This window comes from Mycobacterium shigaense, from assembly GCF_002356315.1.
GTDB classification, from domain to species: Bacteria; Actinomycetota; Actinomycetes; order Mycobacteriales; family Mycobacteriaceae; genus Mycobacterium; species Mycobacterium shigaense.
Map to the genome: position 1 here is coordinate 872,185 of NZ_AP018164.1, position 19,689 is coordinate 891,873.

The 19,689-nt window shown below is 64.4% G+C and carries 10 protein-coding genes and 1 pseudogene; 8 read left to right on the plus strand and 3 right to left on the minus strand.

Annotated features, from left to right (window positions below; genetic code table 11):
- Window positions 1-24: 24 nt before the first annotated feature.
- From MSG_RS04195 to MSG_RS04210, 4 genes are all read left to right on the plus strand, one after another.
- Window positions 25-1,536: a carotenoid oxygenase family protein gene (locus MSG_RS04195; RefSeq protein WP_096437359.1), complete on the plus strand. Its 1,512-nt coding sequence runs from the start codon at window positions 25-27 to the stop codon at window positions 1,534-1,536.
- 180 nt (window positions 1,537-1,716) lie between these two features.
- A complete protein-coding gene (locus MSG_RS04200; protein ID WP_096437361.1) occupies window positions 1,717-2,727 on the plus strand; it encodes an ABC transporter ATP-binding protein in 1,011 nt (336 codons plus the stop codon).
- A gap of 464 nt (window positions 2,728-3,191) precedes the next feature.
- On the plus strand, window positions 3,192-6,683 hold the full coding sequence (gene rpoB, locus MSG_RS04205) for a DNA-directed RNA polymerase subunit beta (RefSeq protein WP_373421125.1): 3,492 nt from the start codon (window positions 3,192-3,194) through the stop codon (window positions 6,681-6,683).
- Window positions 6,684-6,718: 35 nt separating this feature from the next.
- Window positions 6,719-10,669, plus strand: coding sequence for a DNA-directed RNA polymerase subunit beta' (locus MSG_RS04210; RefSeq protein ID WP_096437365.1), 3,951 nt, complete (start codon window positions 6,719-6,721; stop codon window positions 10,667-10,669).
- A 96-nt stretch (window positions 10,670-10,765) separates the two neighbouring features.
- Here the strand turns inward: MSG_RS04210 and MSG_RS04215 are convergent.
- The 3 genes and pseudogenes from MSG_RS04215 to MSG_RS04225 form a co-directional block, all read right to left on the minus strand.
- Window positions 10,766-12,226, minus strand: a pseudogene (locus tag MSG_RS04215) (APC family permease); the annotation flags it as partial.
- A gap of 129 nt (window positions 12,227-12,355) precedes the next feature.
- Window positions 12,356-13,573, minus strand: a complete 1,218-nt coding sequence (locus MSG_RS04220; protein ID WP_096437367.1) for a saccharopine dehydrogenase family protein — start codon at window positions 13,571-13,573, stop codon at window positions 12,356-12,358.
- 78 nt (window positions 13,574-13,651) lie between these two features.
- Window positions 13,652-15,139, minus strand: a complete 1,488-nt coding sequence (locus MSG_RS04225) for a gamma-aminobutyraldehyde dehydrogenase (protein ID WP_096437369.1) — start codon at window positions 15,137-15,139, stop codon at window positions 13,652-13,654.
- A 120-nt stretch (window positions 15,140-15,259) separates the two neighbouring features.
- On the opposite strand from MSG_RS04225, the gene MSG_RS04230 reads away from it, so the two are divergent.
- The 4 genes from MSG_RS04230 (at window position 15,260) to MSG_RS04245 (ending at window position 19,685) form a co-directional block, all read left to right on the plus strand.
- Window positions 15,260-15,784 (plus strand): Lrp/AsnC family transcriptional regulator, encoded by a 525-nt coding sequence (locus MSG_RS04230; protein WP_096437371.1) that lies wholly within the window; start codon window positions 15,260-15,262, stop codon window positions 15,782-15,784.
- Window positions 15,781-17,136, plus strand: a complete 1,356-nt coding sequence (locus MSG_RS04235; protein WP_096437373.1) for an aspartate aminotransferase family protein — start codon at window positions 15,781-15,783, stop codon at window positions 17,134-17,136. Before MSG_RS04230 ends, MSG_RS04235 begins: the two co-directional genes overlap by 4 nt.
- Window positions 17,137-17,237: 101 nt before the next feature.
- Window positions 17,238-17,996, plus strand: a complete 759-nt coding sequence (locus MSG_RS04240; RefSeq protein WP_096437375.1) for a deoxyribonuclease IV — start codon at window positions 17,238-17,240, stop codon at window positions 17,994-17,996.
- Window positions 17,997-18,056: 60 nt separating this feature from the next.
- A complete protein-coding gene (locus tag MSG_RS04245) occupies window positions 18,057-19,685 on the plus strand; it encodes an acyl-CoA dehydrogenase family protein (protein WP_096437383.1) in 1,629 nt (542 codons plus the stop codon).
- Window positions 19,686-19,689 lie beyond the last annotated feature (4 nt).

Here is a 19,689-nt window from a genome sequence, read left to right on the forward strand (position 1 = left end):
TAACGATGTTATAGGAGTTCAGCTATGACTTTAACGGAAACCGCTAAGTCCGCGAATCCGTATCTCGAGGGCTTTCTGGCGCCGGTGCGCACGGAGGTGACGGCGACCGACCTGGAGGTCAGCGGCCACCTGCCCGGGCACCTCGACGGGCGCTACCTGCGCAACGGTCCGAATCCCGTCGCCGAGGTCGATCCCGCCACCTACCACTGGTTCAGCGGCGACGGCATGGTGCACGGTGTCGCGCTGCGGGACGGACGGGCGTGCTGGTACCGCAACCGCTGGGTCCGCAGCCCCGCGGTGTGTCGCGGGCTCGGCGAACCCGAGCCGACGGCCCTGAACCCGCGCGCCGGGATGCTGTCGGTCGGGGCCAACACCAACGTGCTGACCCACGGCGGCCGCACGCTGGCCCTCGTCGAGGGCGGCGGCGCCAACTATCAGCTGACCGACGAGTTGGACACCGTCGGCACCTGCGACTTCGACGGCACGCTGAGTGGCGGTTACACCGCCCATCCGCACCGCGATCCGCGCACCGGCGAACTGCACGCCGTGTCGTATTCCTTCGGGCGCGGGCACACCGTGCAGTACTCGGTGATCGATACGGACGGACGTGCGCGCCGCACCGTCGACATCGATGTCACCGGGTCGCCGATGATCCACGACTTCTCCCTGACAGATAAGTACGTGGTCATCTACGACCTGCCGGTGACATTCGATGCGGCGCGGGTCGCGTCGGCGACTGTGCCGCGGTGGCTGGATTTGCCGGCCCGCCTGGTCACGCAGTCGCTGCTCGGCCGCGTACGGATTCCCACCCCGGTGATGACGGCTATCAGCGGAAACCGGCAGCCGATGAGCGTGATGCCCTACAGCTGGAAGGACAACTACCCGGCGCGCATCGGCGTGATGCCGCGCGACGGCTCCAACAAGGACGTGCGCTGGTTCGACATCGAGCCCTGCTACGTCTATCATCCGCTCAATGCCTACTCGGAGACGCGAAACGGGGCTGAGGTCCTGGTGCTCGACGTCGTCCGCTATGCGCGGATGTTCGACCGCGACCTGCGCGGCCCCGGGGACAGCCGACCCACCCTGGACCGGTGGACCATCAATCTGACGACCGGTGCGGTGGCCAGCGAACGCCGCGACGACCGCCCGCAGGAGTTCCCGCGGATCAACGAGACGCTCCTCGGTGGCCGGCATCGCTTCGGCTACGCCGTCGGGCTGGACGGCGGCTACCTGTCCGGCGGCGCGACCGAGATGTCGTCGGCGCTGTACAAGCACGATTATGCGACCGGTTCGAGCACGACCGCCGCGCTGGATCCCGCCCTTTTGCTCGGCGAGATGTGCTTCGTGCCGAACCCGGCGGGCGACGGCGAACCCGCCGAGGACGACGGGCTGCTGATGGGCTACGGCTATCACCGCGGCCGCGACGAGGGCCAGCTGGTGTTGCTGGATGCGCAGACGCTCGAATCGGTGGCGACCGTGCACCTGCCGCAGCGGGTCCCGATGGGCTTTCACGGCAACTGGGCGCCGCGAGTCTGACGTGCCTTTCCGCCAGGTTGGCGGGCCGATTACGCTGCTGGGCGGGCCGGGTCTCAGGTCAGCGAATTTTTGGCCCCGGCGCCGTGCAACCATGATGCGCGACCCCGGGTGTGCGCTACAGTGACTCATGCCACACAAAGGGGCAGCTAGCAGGGGCAAGCGTGGACGGAAGGATCTCCTATGGGTGTCGCTATCGAGGTCAACGGCCTGACGAAATCCTTCGGATCATCGAGGATTTGGGAAGACGTCACCCTCGACATCCCGCAGGGCGAGGTCAGCGTTTTGCTGGGCCCCTCGGGTACCGGCAAGTCGGTGTTCCTGAAGTCGCTGATCGGCCTGCTGCGGCCCGAGCGGGGCTCGATCATCATCGACGGCACCGACATCCTCGAATGCTCGGCCAAGGAGCTCTACGAGATCCGCACCCTGTTCGGCGTGCTGTTCCAGGATGGTGCGCTGTTCGGTTCGATGAACCTCTTTGACAACACTGCCTTCCCGCTTCGTGAGCACACCAAGAAGAAGGAAGGCGAGATCCGTGACATCGTCATGGAGAAGCTGGAGATGGTCGGTCTCGGGGGTGACGAGAAGAAGTTCCCCGGCGAGATCTCCGGCGGTATGCGCAAGCGTGCCGGCCTGGCCCGCGCCCTGGTCCTGGATCCGCAAATCATCCTGTGCGACGAGCCGGACTCGGGTCTGGACCCGGTTCGTACCGCTTATCTGAGCCAGCTGATTCTCGACATCAACGCCCAGATCGACGCGACCATCCTCATCGTGACGCACAACATCAACATCGCCCGCACGGTGCCAGACAACATCGGCATGCTGTTCCGCAAGCACCTGGTGATGTTCGGTCCTCGTGAGGTTCTGCTGACCAGCGACGAGCCGGTGGTGCGCCAGTTCCTCAACGGCCGCCGCATCGGCCCCATCGGCATGTCCGAGGAAAAGGACGAGGCGACCATGGCCGAAGAGCAGGCGCTGCTCGACGCCGGTCACCACGCCGGTGGCACCGAGGAAGTCGAGGGCGTGCCGCCGCAGATCACCGCGACCCCGGGCATGCCGGAGCGCAAAGGCGTGGCGCGGCGTCAGGCGCGCGTGCGCGAGATGCTGCACACGCTGCCGAAAGAGGCCCAGGCCGCGATCCTCGACGACCTCGAGGGCACGCACAAGTTCCAGTCGCACGAGTTCGGCGGCTAGCCAGGCCCCCGGCGTCTCCCCGCGGCCGCACGGCTTGGCGGGCTGGTTTTGCGCTGCGTGACTACAAACGGTGACCGGAGAATTCCGCGCTAACTCCATGTAACTCGCCGCCCGCTCCTCTTGACGACAGGGGGATGCACGGGTCAATCTGTTGGGCAGCATGTACCCACGGGAAAAGTCGAGATGCCAGCCAGCGCCGAACTTCCTGGGCAGCTAGTTTGTGGGCAGTTGAGTAATGCGCGCGCCTGCGCTATTGTTGGACGTTGCGCTGGCTACCTCCTGCCCACCTCACCCGCCACTTGACACCGTGGTCTTAGCCTGAGCCTCCTATCGTGGCTCAGCTATTTAGTTGCGTGCGTGAGATACGGACAGATCGTTCGCCAGCTTGACCGACACAATTCGCGGCGAACAGGCCCGGTGGCCCCGGTTCTCGTGAGTCGCACGAGGTGCTGGAAGGACGCATCTTGGCAGATTTCCGCCAGAGCAAGACGGATCACCCACAGAGTTCTGCTGACAACTCCGTACCCGGAGCACCTAACCGAGTTTCCTTTGCCAAGCTTCGCGAACCGCTTGAGGTTCCGGGGCTTCTCGATGTGCAGACCGACTCGTTTGAGTGGCTGATCGGCTCGCCCCGCTGGCGCGAGAGCGCGACCGCACGCGGCGAGGTCAGCCCGGTGGGTGGCCTCGAAGAGGTGCTCTACGAGCTGTCGCCGATCGAGGACTTCTCCGGCTCGATGTCGCTGTCGTTCTCCGACCCGCGTTTCGACGAGGTCAAGGCGCCGGTCGACGAGTGCAAAGACAAGGACATGACGTACGCAGCCCCGCTGTTCGTCACGGCCGAGTTCATCAACAACAACACCGGCGAGATCAAAAGCCAGACGGTGTTCATGGGCGACTTCCCGATGATGACCGAGAAGGGCACCTTCATCATCAACGGGACCGAGCGCGTGGTCGTCAGCCAGCTGGTCCGGTCGCCCGGTGTGTACTTCGACGAGTCCATCGACAAGTCGACCGAGAAACTGCTGCACAGCGTGAAGGTGATCCCGAGCCGGGGCGCCTGGCTGGAGTTCGACGTCGACAAGCGCGACACCGTCGGCGTGCGCATCGACCGCAAGCGCCGGCAGCCGGTCACCGTGCTGCTCAAGGCGCTGGGCTGGACCAACGAGCAGATCACCGAGCGGTTCGGCTTCTCCGAGATCATGATCTCGACGCTGGAGAAGGACAATACCGCCGGCACCGACGAGGCGTTGCTGGACATCTACCGCAAGCTGCGACCGGGCGAGCCGCCGACCAAGGAATCCGCGCAGACCCTGCTGGAGAACCTGTTCTTCAAGGAGAAGCGCTACGACCTGGCCCGGGTGGGCCGCTACAAGGTCAACAAGAAGCTCGGCCTGCACGCGGGCGAGCCGATCACCTCGTCGACGCTGACCGAGGAAGACGTCGTCGCCACCATCGAGTACCTGGTGCGGCTGCACGAGGGCCAGGCCACGATGACGGTGCCCGGCGGCTCCGAGGTTCCGGTGGAGACCGACGACATCGACCACTTCGGCAACCGCCGGTTACGCACGGTCGGTGAGCTGATCCAGAACCAGATCCGGGTCGGTATGTCCCGGATGGAGCGCGTGGTCCGGGAGCGGATGACCACCCAGGACGTCGAGGCCATCACGCCGCAGACCCTGATCAACATCCGCCCGGTGGTCGCCGCGATCAAGGAGTTCTTCGGCACGAGCCAGCTGTCGCAGTTCATGGACCAGAACAACCCGCTGTCGGGTCTGACCCACAAGCGGCGTCTGTCGGCGCTGGGCCCGGGTGGTCTGTCCCGTGAGCGCGCCGGCCTGGAGGTCCGCGACGTGCATCCGTCGCACTACGGCCGGATGTGTCCGATCGAGACCCCGGAGGGTCCGAACATCGGTTTGATCGGTTCGCTGTCGGTGTACGCGCGGGTGAACCCGTTCGGGTTCATCGAGACGCCGTACCGCAAGGTGGTCGACGGAGTCGTCACTGACGAGATCCACTACCTGACCGCCGACGAGGAGGACCGCCACGTCGTGGCGCAGGCCAACTCGCCGATCGACGCGGCGGGCCGGTTCGAAGAGGCGCGTGTCCTGGTCCGCCGGAAGGCGGGCGAGGTCGAGTACGTGGCATCGTCCGAGGTGGACTACATGGACGTGTCGCCGCGCCAGATGGTGTCGGTGGCCACGGCCATGATCCCGTTCCTCGAGCACGACGACGCCAACCGTGCCCTGATGGGTGCGAACATGCAGCGCCAGGCGGTTCCGCTGGTGCGCAGCGAGGCGCCGCTGGTCGGCACCGGGATGGAGCTGCGCGCCGCGATCGACGCCGGCGACGTCGTCGTCGCCGACAAGGCCGGGGTGATCGAGGAGGTCTCCGCCGACTACATCACCGTGATGGCCGACGACGGCAGCCGGCACACCTACCGGATGCGCAAGTTCGCGCGGTCCAACCACGGCACCTGCGCCAACCAGTCGCCGATCGTGGACGCCGGCGAACGCGTCGAAGCCGGCCAGGTGATTGCCGACGGCCCGTGCACCGAAAACGGTGAGATGGCGCTGGGCAAGAACCTGCTGGTCGCGGTCATGCCGTGGGAGGGGCACAACTACGAGGACGCGATCATCCTGTCCAACCGCCTGGTTGAAGAGGACGTGCTCACCTCGATCCACATCGAGGAGCACGAAATCGACGCCCGCGACACCAAGCTGGGCGCCGAGGAGATCACGCGGGACATCCCGAACGTCTCCGACGAGGTGCTCGCCGACCTGGACGAGCGCGGCATCGTGCGTATCGGTGCCGAGGTCCGCGACGGCGACATCCTGGTCGGCAAGGTCACCCCGAAGGGTGAGACCGAGCTGACACCGGAGGAGCGGCTGCTGCGCGCGATCTTCGGTGAAAAGGCCCGCGAGGTCCGCGACACGTCGCTGAAGGTGCCGCACGGTGAGTCCGGCAAGGTGATCGGTATCCGGGTGTTCTCCCGCGAAGACGACGACGAACTGCCCGCCGGCGTCAACGAGCTGGTCCGGGTCTACGTCGCCCAGAAGCGCAAGATCTCCGATGGCGACAAGCTGGCCGGACGGCACGGCAACAAGGGCGTCATCGGCAAGATCCTGCCGGTGGAGGACATGCCCTTCATGCCGGACGGCACTCCGGTCGACATCATCCTGAACACCCACGGTGTGCCGCGACGGATGAACATCGGTCAGATCCTGGAGACGCACCTGGGGTGGGTCGCCAAGGCCGGCTGGAACATCGAGGGCACGCCCGACTGGGCGGCGAATCTGCCGGAGGACCTGCGCCACGCTGCGCCGGACCAGACGGTGTCGACCCCGGTGTTCGACGGCGCCAAGGAGGAGGAGCTGCAGGGCCTGTTGTCCTGCACACTGCCTAACCGCGACGGCGACGTGATGGTCAACGCCGACGGCAAGGCGCAGCTCTTCGATGGCCGCAGCGGGGAGCCGTTCCCGTACCCGGTGACCGTTGGCTACATGTACATCATGAAGCTGCACCACCTGGTGGACGACAAGATCCACGCCCGTTCCACCGGCCCGTACTCGATGATCACCCAGCAGCCGTTGGGTGGTAAGGCGCAGTTCGGTGGCCAGCGGTTCGGCGAGATGGAGTGCTGGGCCATGCAGGCCTACGGCGCCGCGTACACGCTGCAGGAACTACTGACCATCAAGTCCGACGACACCGTCGGCCGGGTCAAGGTGTACGAGGCGATCGTCAAGGGCGAGAACATCCCAGAGCCGGGGATTCCCGAGTCGTTCAAGGTGTTGCTCAAGGAGCTGCAGTCGCTGTGCCTCAACGTCGAGGTGCTGTCGAGCGACGGTGCGGCGATCGAGCTGCGCGAGGGCGAGGACGAAGACCTCGAGCGCGCTGCGGCGAACCTGGGAATCAACCTGTCGCGCAACGAATCTGCGTCCGTTGAGGATTTGGCTTAATTAGTTACTAAACCCGCAAGGGGAAAGGGAGTTACGTGCTCGACGTCAACTTCTTCGATGAACTCCGTATCGGCTTGGCGACCGCGGAGGACATCAGGCAATGGTCTTACGGCGAGGTCAAGAAGCCGGAGACGATCAACTACCGCACGCTGAAGCCCGAGAAGGACGGCCTGTTCTGCGAGAAGATCTTCGGACCCACTCGCGACTGGGAGTGCTACTGCGGTAAGTACAAGCGGGTGCGTTTCAAGGGCATCATCTGTGAGCGCTGTGGCGTGGAGGTGACCCGCGCCAAGGTGCGCCGCGAGCGGATGGGCCACATCGAGTTGGCCGCGCCCGTCACGCACATCTGGTACTTCAAGGGTGTGCCGTCGCGGCTCGGGTACCTGCTCGACCTGGCGCCGAAGGATCTTGAGAAGATCATCTACTTCGCCGCGTACGTCATCACCGCGGTCGACGACGAGATGCGTCACAACGAGCTCTCGACGCTCGAGGCCGAGATGGTGGTGGAGCGCAAGGCCGTTGAGGACCAGCGCGACGCCGACCTGGAGGCCCGTGCCCAGAAGCTCGAGGCCGACCTGGCCGAGCTGGAGGCCGAGGGCGCCAAGGCCGATGCGCGGCGCAAGGTTCGCGACGGCGGCGAGCGCGAGATGCGCCAGATGCGCGATCGGGCCCAGCGTGAGCTGGACCGCCTCGAGGACATCTGGAGCACCTTCACCAAGCTGGCTCCCAAGCAGCTGATCGTCGACGAGAACCTGTACCGCGAGCTGGTCGACCGTTACGGCGAGTACTTCACCGGCGCCATGGGCGCGGAGTCGATCCAGAAGCTGATCGAGAACTTCGATATCGACGCCGAGGCCGACATCCTGCGCGACGTCATCCGAAACGGCAAGGGGCAGAAGAAGCTTCGCGCCCTGAAACGGCTGAAGGTCGTCGCGGCGTTCCAGCAGTCGGGCAACTCGCCCATGGGCATGGTGCTCGACGCAGTCCCGGTGATCCCGCCGGAGCTGCGCCCGATGGTGCAGCTCGACGGTGGCCGGTTCGCGACATCGGACCTCAACGACCTGTACCGCCGCGTGATCAACCGCAACAACCGCCTCAAGAGGCTGATCGACCTCGGCGCGCCCGAGATCATCGTCAACAACGAGAAGCGGATGCTGCAGGAGTCCGTGGACGCGCTGTTCGACAACGGTCGTCGCGGTCGCCCGGTCACCGGGCCGGGCAACCGTCCGCTGAAGTCGTTGAGCGATCTGCTCAAGGGCAAGCAGGGCCGGTTCCGGCAGAACCTGCTCGGTAAGCGTGTCGACTACTCGGGCCGTTCGGTCATCGTGGTCGGTCCGCAGCTCAAGCTGCACCAGTGCGGTCTGCCCAAGCTGATGGCGCTGGAGCTGTTCAAGCCGTTCGTGATGAAGCGACTGGTCGACCTCAACCACGCGCAGAACATCAAGAGCGCCAAGCGGATGGTGGAGCGTCAGCGTCCGCAGGTGTGGGACGTGCTCGAAGAGGTCATCGCCGAGCACCCGGTGCTGCTGAACCGCGCGCCCACCCTGCACCGCCTCGGCATCCAGGCCTTCGAGCCAATGCTGGTGGAAGGCAAGGCTATTCAGCTGCATCCGTTGGTGTGTGAGGCGTTCAACGCCGACTTCGACGGTGACCAGATGGCCGTGCACCTGCCGCTGAGCGCCGAGGCGCAGGCCGAGGCCCGCATCCTGATGCTGTCGAGCAACAACATCCTGTCGCCCGCGTCGGGCCGCCCGCTGGCCATGCCGCGTCTGGACATGGTGACTGGGCTGTACTACCTGACCACCGAGGTCGACGGTGCCGACGGCGAATACCAGCCGGCCGCCAAGGATCAGCCGGAGGTCGGCGTGTACTCCTCGCCGGCCGAGGCGATCATGGCGTCCGACCGTGGCGCGCTCTCGGTGCGCGCGAAGATCAAGGTGCGGTTGACGCAGCTGCGTCCGCCCGCCGAGATCGAAGCCGAGCTGTTTGGCGCCAACGGTTGGCAGCCCGGCGACGCGTGGCTGGCCGACACGACGCTGGGCCGGGTGCTGTTCAACGAGCTGCTGCCGCTGGGCTATCCGTTCGTGAACAAGCAGATGCACAAGAAGGTGCAGGCTTCGATCATCAACGATCTGGCCGAGCGCTACCCGATGATCGTGGTCGCGCAGACCGTCGACAAGCTCAAGGACGCCGGTTTCTACTGGGCGACCCGCAGCGGTGTGACGGTCTCGATGGCCGACGTGTTGGTCCCGCCGCGCAAGAAGGAGATCCTCGACCACTATGAGGATCGGGCGGACAAGGTCGAAAAGCAGTTCCAGCGTGGTGCTTTGAACCACGACGAGCGCAACGAGGCGCTGGTGGAGATCTGGAAGGAAGCCACCGACGAGGTCGGTAAGGCGCTGCGCGAGCACTACCCGGCCGACAACCCGATCATCACGATCGTCGACTCGGGCGCCACGGGTAACTTCACCCAGACGCGGACACTGGCCGGCATGAAGGGGCTGGTGACCAACCCGAAGGGTGAATTCATCCCGCGTCCGGTGAAGTCGTCCTTCCGCGAGGGCCTGACCGTGCTGGAGTACTTCATCAACACGCACGGCGCTCGAAAGGGCTTGGCCGACACCGCATTGCGCACCGCCGACTCGGGGTACCTGACCCGTCGTCTGGTGGACGTCTCGCAGGACGTCATCGTCCGCGAGCACGACTGCGAGACCGAGCGCGGCATCATCGTCGAGCTGGCCGAGCGTCAGCCCGACGGCACGCTGATCCGTGACCCGTACATCGAAACCTCGGCGTACGCACGGACTTTGGGTGCCGACGCGGTCGACGAGGCGGGCAACGTGGTCGTCGCGCGCGGTGAAGACCTGGGCGACCCGTCGATCGAGGCGCTGCTGGCTGCGGGCATCACGCAGGTGAAGGTCCGCTCGGTGCTGACCTGCACCACCGGTACCGGCGTCTGCGCGACCTGCTACGGCCGCTCGATGGCCACCGGAAAGCTGGTCGACATCGGTGAGGCCGTCGGTATCGTCGCCGCGCAGTCGATCGGTGAGCCCGGTACGCAGCTGACGATGCGTACGTTCCACCAGGGTGGTGTCGGTGAGGACATCACCGGCGGTCTGCCCCGGGTTCAGGAGCTGTTCGAGGCGCGCGTGCCGCGCGGCAAGGCGCCGATCGCCGATGTCACCGGGCGGGTTCAGCTCGAGGACGGCGAGCGCTTCTACAAGATCACCATCGTCCCCGACGACGGCAGTGAGGAAGTCGTCTACGACAAGCTCTCCAAGCGGCAGCGGCTGCGTGTGTTCAAGCACGAGGACGGCTCCGAGCGAGTGCTGTCCGACGGCGACCACGTCGAGGTGGGCCAGCAGCTGATGGAGGGCTCGGCCGACCCGCACGAGGTGCTGCGCGTGCAGGGCCCCCGCGAGGTGCAGATCCACCTGGTCCGCGAGGTCCAGGAGGTCTACCGCGCTCAGGGTGTGTCCATCCACGACAAGCACATCGAGGTGATCGTCCGCCAGATGCTGCGCCGGGTGACCATCATCGACTCGGGCTCGACGGAGTTCCTGCCCGGCTCGCTGATCGAGCGCGCCGGCTTCGAGTCGGAGAACCGTCGGGTGGTGGCCGAGGGCGGCGAGCCCGCCGCCGGACGCCCCGTGCTGATGGGTATCACGAAGGCGTCGCTGGCCACCGACTCGTGGCTGTCCGCGGCGTCGTTCCAGGAGACCACGCGCGTGTTGACTGATGCGGCGATCAACTGCCGCAGCGACAAGCTCAACGGTCTGAAGGAGAACGTGATCATCGGAAAGCTGATCCCGGCCGGTACCGGTATCAACCGCTACCGCAACATCCAGGTGCAGCCGACGGAGGAGGCCCGCGCCGCGGCATACACGATCCCGTCCTACGAGGATCAGTACTACAGCCCGGACTTCGGCCAGGCGACCGGAGCCGCGGTTCCACTGGACGACTACGGCTACAGCGACTATCGGTAGTCCACAAGCGAAAAAGCCCCGGGTTCGCCCGGGGCTTTTTCGTATGCTTGCCCTGCGGAGCGGGCGTCATGAGCGTCATGAGGCACGCATTCGATCCCGGAAGAAGCCGGGGGAGACCGCCCACCAGATGCACATCAAAACCGCGCCGAGCACTATTGAGCCGATGCCGACGACCGCCACTGCGCCTATCCCGAAGATCGTGACGTTGTGGCCGTCTTCGACAAGCCAATCGGGCCTGGCGTATTGGGCCAGGCCGACGACGAAGACGACGGTTAAGAGCACCCCGCCCAGCAAAGGTAGTACGCCGCGCATCACGAAGTCGCGTAATGAGCTGGTCAGAACTTTGCGGTAATAGCGCACGCAGGCAAAGCCGGTGAGCCCGTAATAGATCGCGATCACCAACCCGACAGAACCGATGACCGCACTGAGCAAACTCTCGCTGATCAGCGTGAACAACACGTAGAACAGGGCCGATGCGGTTCCCATCGCGATCGTCGACGCGGTCGGGGTAAGAAATCGAGGATGGATCTTGGCGAACACGTCGGGGAGAGCCTTACGCGCCGCCATCGACAGCGTTGTCCGTGCGGTGGGCAGGATTGTCGTCTGCGTCGACGCCGACGCCGACGTCAAGATCGAGGCAGACAGCAGCAATAACGCGACCTTGCCGAACATCCCGTTACCGAACAACGTCGGGCCGATCGCGGCGAACACGTCCGCAGAGTTGTGTTCGTTGCCCAGGCCGATGCCGTCCGTGCCTACCCCGGCGAATGCAATGCTCGACACAGTGACCAAAGCATATGTCGATAACAGCAGCAAGGTGGACAGTACAGCCGCGCGTCCCGGCGTTCGACTGGGATCAGCGGTTTCCTCGTTGCACGCTACGGCGGTGTCGAAACCCCAGTAGATGAAGATTGCAATGAGCAGCGCCGGGGCGATATCAGAGCTGAAGCTCAATCCGTCGACCCAAAACCAGGACAGCGACGGTCGCAGCGAGCCCGGTGTGGCATGGTTGGTGTACACCTTGATAAGGGCCACGATTGAAAGCGCGGCTAGCACGACGAGTTCGATCGACAACATGAAACACTGCAGACGGGCTGATACCTCAATTCCGCGGTAGCAGATGTAGGTCATTATCGCGATCCACGCGACGCCGGCGACGGTGGACCACAGCGTGCTGTGGGCCAGATCTGACACCGCCCGCCAGCCGAGGTCGCCGACAAACGTGAACGAATAGGCGCCAGCGATTTGCGCCAGGTTGGCCATCACGATCACGTCGGAGGCGATTATGCTCCACCCCCCGAGCCAACCGGTGACCGGTCCGAATACGCGTGACGCCCAGGTGAACGTGGTGCCGCAGTCAGGTTCGGCGTTGTTGAGCTCTTGATAGGCGACCGCGATCATGAACATAGGGATGAACGAGATCACAACGATGGCAGGCGTTTTCACACCGCAGAGCAATTCGCCGCGGCGTGCCACGATCAGCCCCAACGTTGCCGCCAGGCTGTAGGCGGGCGCGGTGGAGGCGGTGCCGACGACGATGCTAGCGAGCAGCCCCATCGCGCCTTTTTTCAGACCTTTGCTCGGAACGGTGATACTCGTGCTGTCGCCGCTGCTCACTGAGTCTCCTCTGCCGTGAACCGGCTCGCCGGCGTCAAGCACCCGCGGCCGAGCTGGGGTATCCGAGGTTCAATTCCGTATGGGTAGCTCTTGTATGCCCCACGGTGATCCGTAGGCTTTGAGCAGCTCCAGGAAGGGCACGGAGTCGAATGCTTCCGGGCCCAGCACCCCTGAGCCTTGCCATGCGCCGGTGGCTAAGAGTTCAAGTGCTACAACCGGATTGATCGCCGTTTGCCATACGACGCATTGATGCCCGTACTCGGCCATCGACCACTGGTTGTCGACGACGTGATACAGGTAGGTTGATCGTGGGTTGCCGTCTTTGCCGGTTCCCGTTATCCACACTCCTGCGCATGTCTTGCCGCGCATCTTGGGCCCCAGGGTGGCCGGATCGGGTAGGCAGGCCGAAACCACGTCGCGAGGGCTAATTTGGGCTTCGCCGATCGTGATCTTATCGGTACGGTCTAACCCGAGGTTGTTCAATGTTTTGAGCACGCCTATGAATTCGGCGCCAAGACCGTACTTGAAGGTAACGCGCTTGGCCTTGATCCATCGGGGCATCAGCAGTACTTCTTCGTGCTCCACGTTGACGCATTCCACCGTGCCGATGCCTTCGGGGAAGTCGAAATCCTCTGCTCCACTGAATGGTTCGGTGACGAACCAGCCGCGGTCGCGCTCCCAGATGACCGGTGGATTGAGGCACTCCTCGATGGTGGTCCAGATCGAAAACGATGGAGCGAAGGCGTGCCCATCCACGGTGAGGTTTGCGCCGTCGCGGGTGCCAAGCTCGTCGATGTCGGTGAAGAGGTGATCGGCGGCATATCGGGCGAACACGTCTGAAAGGCCCGGTTCGACTCCCATGCCCACCAGTGCAAGACGACCAGCATTGCGCCATTGCTCGTCGGCAGCGAACTGCTGGTCCCCGAGTTTCACTCCTGTTAGCCGGTAGGGTTGTTCAGGATGTCGGCGCGACAAGCTCATGGCCATGTCCAAATAGTCCGCTCCGGCTGCCAGGGCTCCGGCGAAAATGGGCATCACGAAGCGCGGGTCAATCGCATTCACCACGTGGGTGATCCGGTGATGTCGAACCGCGGCCGCTACGGCGGCCGCAGAGCTGGCGTCCAAGTGATCCGAGGTAAACCTGGAATCTGCCGTCAGCGCAGTGACTCGGTGAGCTTTTGCTTGCTGGTAATCGCAGACCACCACATGGTCGAAAAAGTTGCGACGCAAGGCAACCGAACAGAATGCCGCCCCCACACCGCCGGCGCCTATCAATAGAATTCGCATCGAGCAGTTTCTCCAGTTTCGGTGTGCACGCCGGACGGCGTCGGTTTTCGGCTGGAAGATAAGGGTCGTCCAGTATTACTAGGTATGAGTGAATATCGTTCGATGCCAGGGCTTTTTGGCGACTCCGGTGATATCGCTCATCACGTGTTTGACAGTCAGGTATTCCTCGAAGGAATAGTCGGACATATCCTTGCCGTATCCGGACGCACCGACGCCGCCGTGCGGCATCTCACTGACGATCGGGATGTGGTCGTTGATCCAGACGCAACCAGCCTTGATTGCGCGTGAAGCCCGCTGCGCACGGTAAATGTCTCGCGTCCATGCGGAGGCGGCAAGGCCGTAGTCGGTGTCGTTGGCCTGACGTAGTGCGTCGTCTTCGCCGTCGTGCGACCGGACGGTTAGCACCGGTCCGAAGATCTCGGTTCGATAGGCCTCTGAGCGTTCGTCGACATCGGCAAGCAGCGTCGGAAGGTAAAAGGCGCCAACCGAGTCCAACGCCTTGCCGCCGGCCACCACGCGGGCACCTTCACCGGGCGCTCTGGCGACAATACCCGCTACCTTGTCCCGATGTGCGATTGAAATCAGTGGGCCCATATCGGTTTCCGCGTCGGATGGATCGCCAACCACGACCTTCGCCATCACCTCTGCGACTCCCGATACGAAGTCTTCATACAGGTTGCGCGCCACGATTGCACGCGTCGCCGCGGTGCAATCCTGTCCCGAGTTGATCAGCGCGCCCGCCACTGCGCCTTGAACCGCGGCATCGATGTCAGCGTCGTCGAACACCACGAATGGCGCCTTGCCGCCGAGTTCGAGCTGGGTGCGGTTGCCGTGGACGGCGGCCGCGGCCATCACGTTGCGGCCCACCGCCGTTGAGCCGGTAAAGGTCACCATGTCCACTCCGGAATGGCTGGCCAGTGCCGTCCCTACATCGGCGCCATAGCCGGTGACGACATTGAGGACGCCGTCGGGCAGACCCGCTTCGCTCGCCAGCCGTGCCAGGGTCAGGGTGGTGAGCGGGGTGAGCTCACTGGGCTTGATGACGACCGTGCATCCGGCGGCCAAGGCGGGCATGGTCTTCCAGACCGCCATCTGCAACGGATAGTTCCATGGCGTGATGGTGGCTACTACCCCGACTGCTTCGCGCCGGATGCTCGAGGTGTGGTCGGCCGAATACTCGGCCGTCGCTTGTCCCTGCAGATGCCGAGCGGCGCCGGCGAAGAACGCGATGTTGTCGACACTGCCCGGAATGTCGAACTGTTCAGCCAACCGAACCGGCTTACCGGTTTGGCGCACCTCGTCCGCGACCAGTTCGTGCGCATGCTGCTCGGTTAATTCCGCGAGCTTGGTCAACACGGCGCCGCGTTCTGCGGGTGTCGCGGTAGACCATCCTGGCAGTGCCTGGCGAGCGGAGGCCACTGCTCGGTCGACGGCAGCGGGGGTTGCGAGGGTTAATTCCGCAACCGTTTCCAAGTTGGCTGGATTGACCACTGCGTGCGCTGGCCCGCGGGTGAACTCGGCGGCGCCCTTGATCCAACTTCCGGCGAGCGATTCCGTTGTTGTCATCGGGCCAACATAGCGGCCCCGGTCGCTTCAGTCTACTGATAACGTACATATTCGGCGGCATGAGTGCGGGTTTCCGTAGTGCTATTGCACTATGGCGACTGATTCCGTATAAATGTGGTTGTGGCCCACAGCGCTGCGACTTCTGACCCCGCGCCGCAAACTCCTCGCGCACGTGCGCGTTCCAACCAAGATGCGCCTCTCCAGCTCGACGAGGTCTCTCGGCAGATCATCGAGGTTCTGCAAAAGGACGGCAGGTGTTCGTATGCGGCAATTGGCAAGACAGTGGGGTTGTCCGAAGCCGCAGTGCGTCAGCGTATTCAGCGGCTGACCGACGCCGGCGTGATGCAGATCGTTGCGGTCACCGACCCCATGCAGCTCGGGTGCGCCCGTCAAGCCATGATTGGCATCCGTTGCACGGGCCACACCCGTGAGCTTGCCGAACGACTTGCGGAGTTGCCCGAAGTCGATTACGTGGTGCTGACCGCAGGGTCGTTCGACATCATTGTCGAGCTCGTTTGCAAAGACGATGAGCAATTGCTCGACTTGCTCAACGACAGGATTCGATCGCTGCCCGGCGTCAATTCAACCGAAACATTCGTCTACTTGAAACTCATTAAGCAGCAATACAACTGGGGGGCCCGATGACGAACCGCACTGCCGCCGCCGACAGTCGACTGTGGGGACACTTCGCCCGGCACGGTCAGGGCATCACCCCGCGTGTGATCACCCGCGGCGATGGCGTCACAATCTGGGACGACCAGGGTAGGAGCTACCTCGACGGCCTGTCGGGATTGTTCGTTGTGCAGGTCGGTCACGGGCGCGAAGAACTGGCTGCAGCGGCCGCGGCGCAAGCGCAGACTCTTGCCTACTTCCCACTGTGGTCGTACGCGACGCCATCCGCGGTCGAGCTTGCCGAACGACTCTCCAATCACGCTCCGGGAGAAGGCAATCGCGTGTTCTTCACCACCGGTGGTGGCGAGGCCGTCGAAGCGGCTTGGAAGCTAGCCAAACAGTATTACAAGGTGACCGGTAAACCCGGAAAATACAAAGTGCTTTCGCGATCCGTTGCGTATCACGGCACCACACACGGCGCGTTGGCCATTACCGGTGTGCCGGCATTCAAGGCACCTTTCGAACCCGTGACCCCCGGGTCCGTGCGTGTCCCGAACACCAACTTCTACCGTGCGCCCGCACCGTATCAAGATGACCTCAAGGGGTTCGGGCAATGGGCCGCGAATCGCATTGCTGAGGCGATCGAGTTTGAGGGACCCGACTCGGTGGCAGCGGTCTTCCTGGAGCCGGTACAAAACGCCGGCGGCTGTTTTCCGCCGCCGCCAGGCTATTTCGATCGAGTGCGCGAAGTCTGCGACGAATATGATGTGCTGCTGGTCTCTGATGAAGTGATCTGTGCGTTCGGTCGTCTTGGATCGACGTTCGCGTGCAACGAATTTGGCTACGTGCCCGACATCATCACCTGTGCCAAGGGCATGACCTCAGGTTATTCTCCGCTGGGCGCGATGATCGCCAGTGGCAGGCTCTTTGAGCCATTCAACGATGGCAAAACGACATTCACGCATGGCTACACGTTCGGGGGCCATCCGGTTTCGTGCGCGGTGGCGTTGGCCAACTTGGACATCATGGAGCGGGAAAGACTCAACGACCATGTCAAGGAGTCCGCACCCGCCTTTCGCGCCACACTGGAGAAGCTGCTCGATCTGCCGATCGTCGGTGACGTGCGCGGCGAGGGGTTCTTCTACGGTATCGAGTTGGTCAAAGACAAATCGACAAAGGAGACCTTTTCCGTCCCGGAGTGCGAACGGATCCTGCGCGGCTTCGTATCCGAGGCGCTGATGGAGGCGGGTCTGTATTGTCGCGCCGACGACCGGGGCGACCCGGTCGTGCAACTGGCGCCCCCGCTGATCAGCGGTCAAAAGGAGTTCGACCAGATCGAGCAGGTTCTGCGCGGGGTGCTCACAGAGGCGTGGAATCGGCTTTAGCGCCGAGGCCCTGCAGCTCGTGTCTGCTCAGGCGATTCGACGGTGGTGCCGCGCGGCCAGCGGAATGCCTGCCGTCCGGGCCCGTCACTAGACTGGCGAACGTGCTGATCGGTTCCCACGTCAGTCCCCAAGACCCGCTGGCCGCAGCGGAGGCCGAGGGCGCTGACGTTGTACAGATATTCCTCGGCAACCCGCAGAGTTGGAAGGCGCCCAAGCCCCGTGAGGACGCCGCCGTGCTGAAGGCCGCCGCGCTGCCGATCTACGTGCATGCGCCCTACCTGATCAATGTCGCGTCGGCGAACAACAAGGTACGGATCCCGTCGCGCAAGATCCTGCAGCAAACCTGCGATGCGGCCGCCGACATCGGCGCCGCGGCAGTCATCGTGCACGGTGGCCACGTCACCGACGACAACGACCTCGACGAGGGTTTCCAGCGCTGGCGCAAGGCGCTCGATCAGCTGGAATCCACCGTGCCGGTGTTTTTGGAAAACACGGCGGGCGGCGACCATGCGATGGCCCGCCACTTCGACACCATCGCCAGGTTGTGGGATGTCATCGGCGACAGTGGAATTGGGTTCTGCCTGGACACCTGCCACACCTGGGCTGCCGGCGAGGCGCTGGTCGATGCCGTCGATCGGATCAAGGCCATCACCGGACGGATCGATCTGGTGCACTGCAACGACTCCAAGGACGAGGCGGGCTCGGGCCGGGACCGGCACGCCAACCTCGGCACCGGCCAGATCGATCCCGACTTGCTGGTCGCGGCGGTCAAGGCCGCGGACGCGCCGGTGATCTGCGAAACGTCCGACGAGGGCCGTAAAGACGACATCGCGTTCCTGCGCGAGAACGCCAACGCCTAAGCTCCAGACCGGCGCATTACACTTCTTGTGCAGTTGTCGGAAAACTGTAATATGGGTGGCATGTCAGACACGCATGTCGTCACCAACCAGGTTCCGCCGCTGGAGAACTACAACCCCGCCACCTCACCGATGCTCGTCGAGGCCCTGGTCCGCGAGGGCGGGCAGTGGGGACTGGACGAGGTGCACGCGGTGGGGGCTTTGTCGGCCAGTCGCGAAGCCCAGCGCTGGGGCGAGCTCGCCGACCGCAATCAGCCCATCCTGCATACGCACGACCGCACCGGGCATCGGGTCGACGAGGTCGAATACGACCCGGCTTACCACGAGTTGATGCGCGCGGCGATCGCGCACGGCATGCACGCGGCGCCGTGGGCCGACGACCGCCCGGGCGCACACGTGGTGCGGGCCGCGAAGACATCGGCGTGGAACGTCGAGCCGGGCCACGTCTGCCCGATCTCGATGACATATGCCGTCGTCCCGGCGCTGCGCTACAACCCCGAGCTGGCGGCCGTCTACGAGCCGTTGCTGACCAGTCGCGAGTACGACCCGGAGCTCAAACTGGCCACCACGAAGGCCGGCATCACCGCGGGTATGTCGATGACCGAGAAGCAGGGCGGCTCCGACGTGCGCGCCGGCACCACCCAGGCGACCCCCAACGGCGACGGCACCTACAGCCTGATCGGCCACAAATGGTTCACCTCGGCGCCGATGTGCGACATCTTCCTGGTCCTCGCGCAGGCGCCCGGCGGATTGTCGTGCTTCATGCTGCCGCGCATCCTGCCCGACGGCACCCGCAACCGGATGTTGCTGCAGCGCCTCAAAGACAAGCTCGGCAACCACGCCAACGCCTCGAGCGAGGTTGAATACGACGGCGCCACGGCCTGGCTGGTGGGCGAGGAGGGGCGCGGGGTGCCGACCATCATCGAGATGGTCAACCTGACCCGCCTGGACTGCACCCTGGGCAGCGCCACCAGCATGCGTACCGGGCTGACCCGTGCCATCCACCACGCCCAGCATCGGAAAGCGTTCGGCGCCTACCTGATTGATCAGCCGCTGATGCGCAACGTGCTCGCCGACCTGGCCGTCGAGGCCGAGGCCGCCACGATCGTCGCGATGCGGATGGCCGGTGCCACCGACGCCGCGTTGCGCGGGGATGAGAAGGAAGCCCTGCTGCGCCGCATCGGCTTGGCGGCCAGCAAGTACTGGGTGTGCAAGCGCTCCACCCCGCATGCCGCCGAAGCGCTGGAATGCCTGGGCGGCAACGGCTATGTCGAAGAGTCCGGCATGCCGCGCCTGTACCGCGAGGCGCCGCTGATGGGTATCTGGGAAGGATCCGGCAACGTCAGCGCGCTGGACACCTTGCGCGCCATGGCGACTCGGCCCGAATGCGTCGAGGTGCTGTTCGCCGAGCTGGAAGAGGGCACGCACCAGGATCCACGGCTGGGCAGCCACGTCGAACGGCTCCGGCACGACCTGAGCGACTTCGACACCATCCAGTACCGCGCCCGCAAGGTCGCCGAGGACATCTGCCTGGCTCTGCAGGGCTCGCTGCTGGTGCGCCACGGCCACCCGGCCGTTGCCGAGGCATTCCTGGCGACGCGTCTAGACGGGCAATGGGGTGGTGCGTTCGGCACCATGCCGACCGGTCTGGATCTGGCCCCTATCCTGGAGCGGTCGCTGGTAAAGGGCTGAGCCA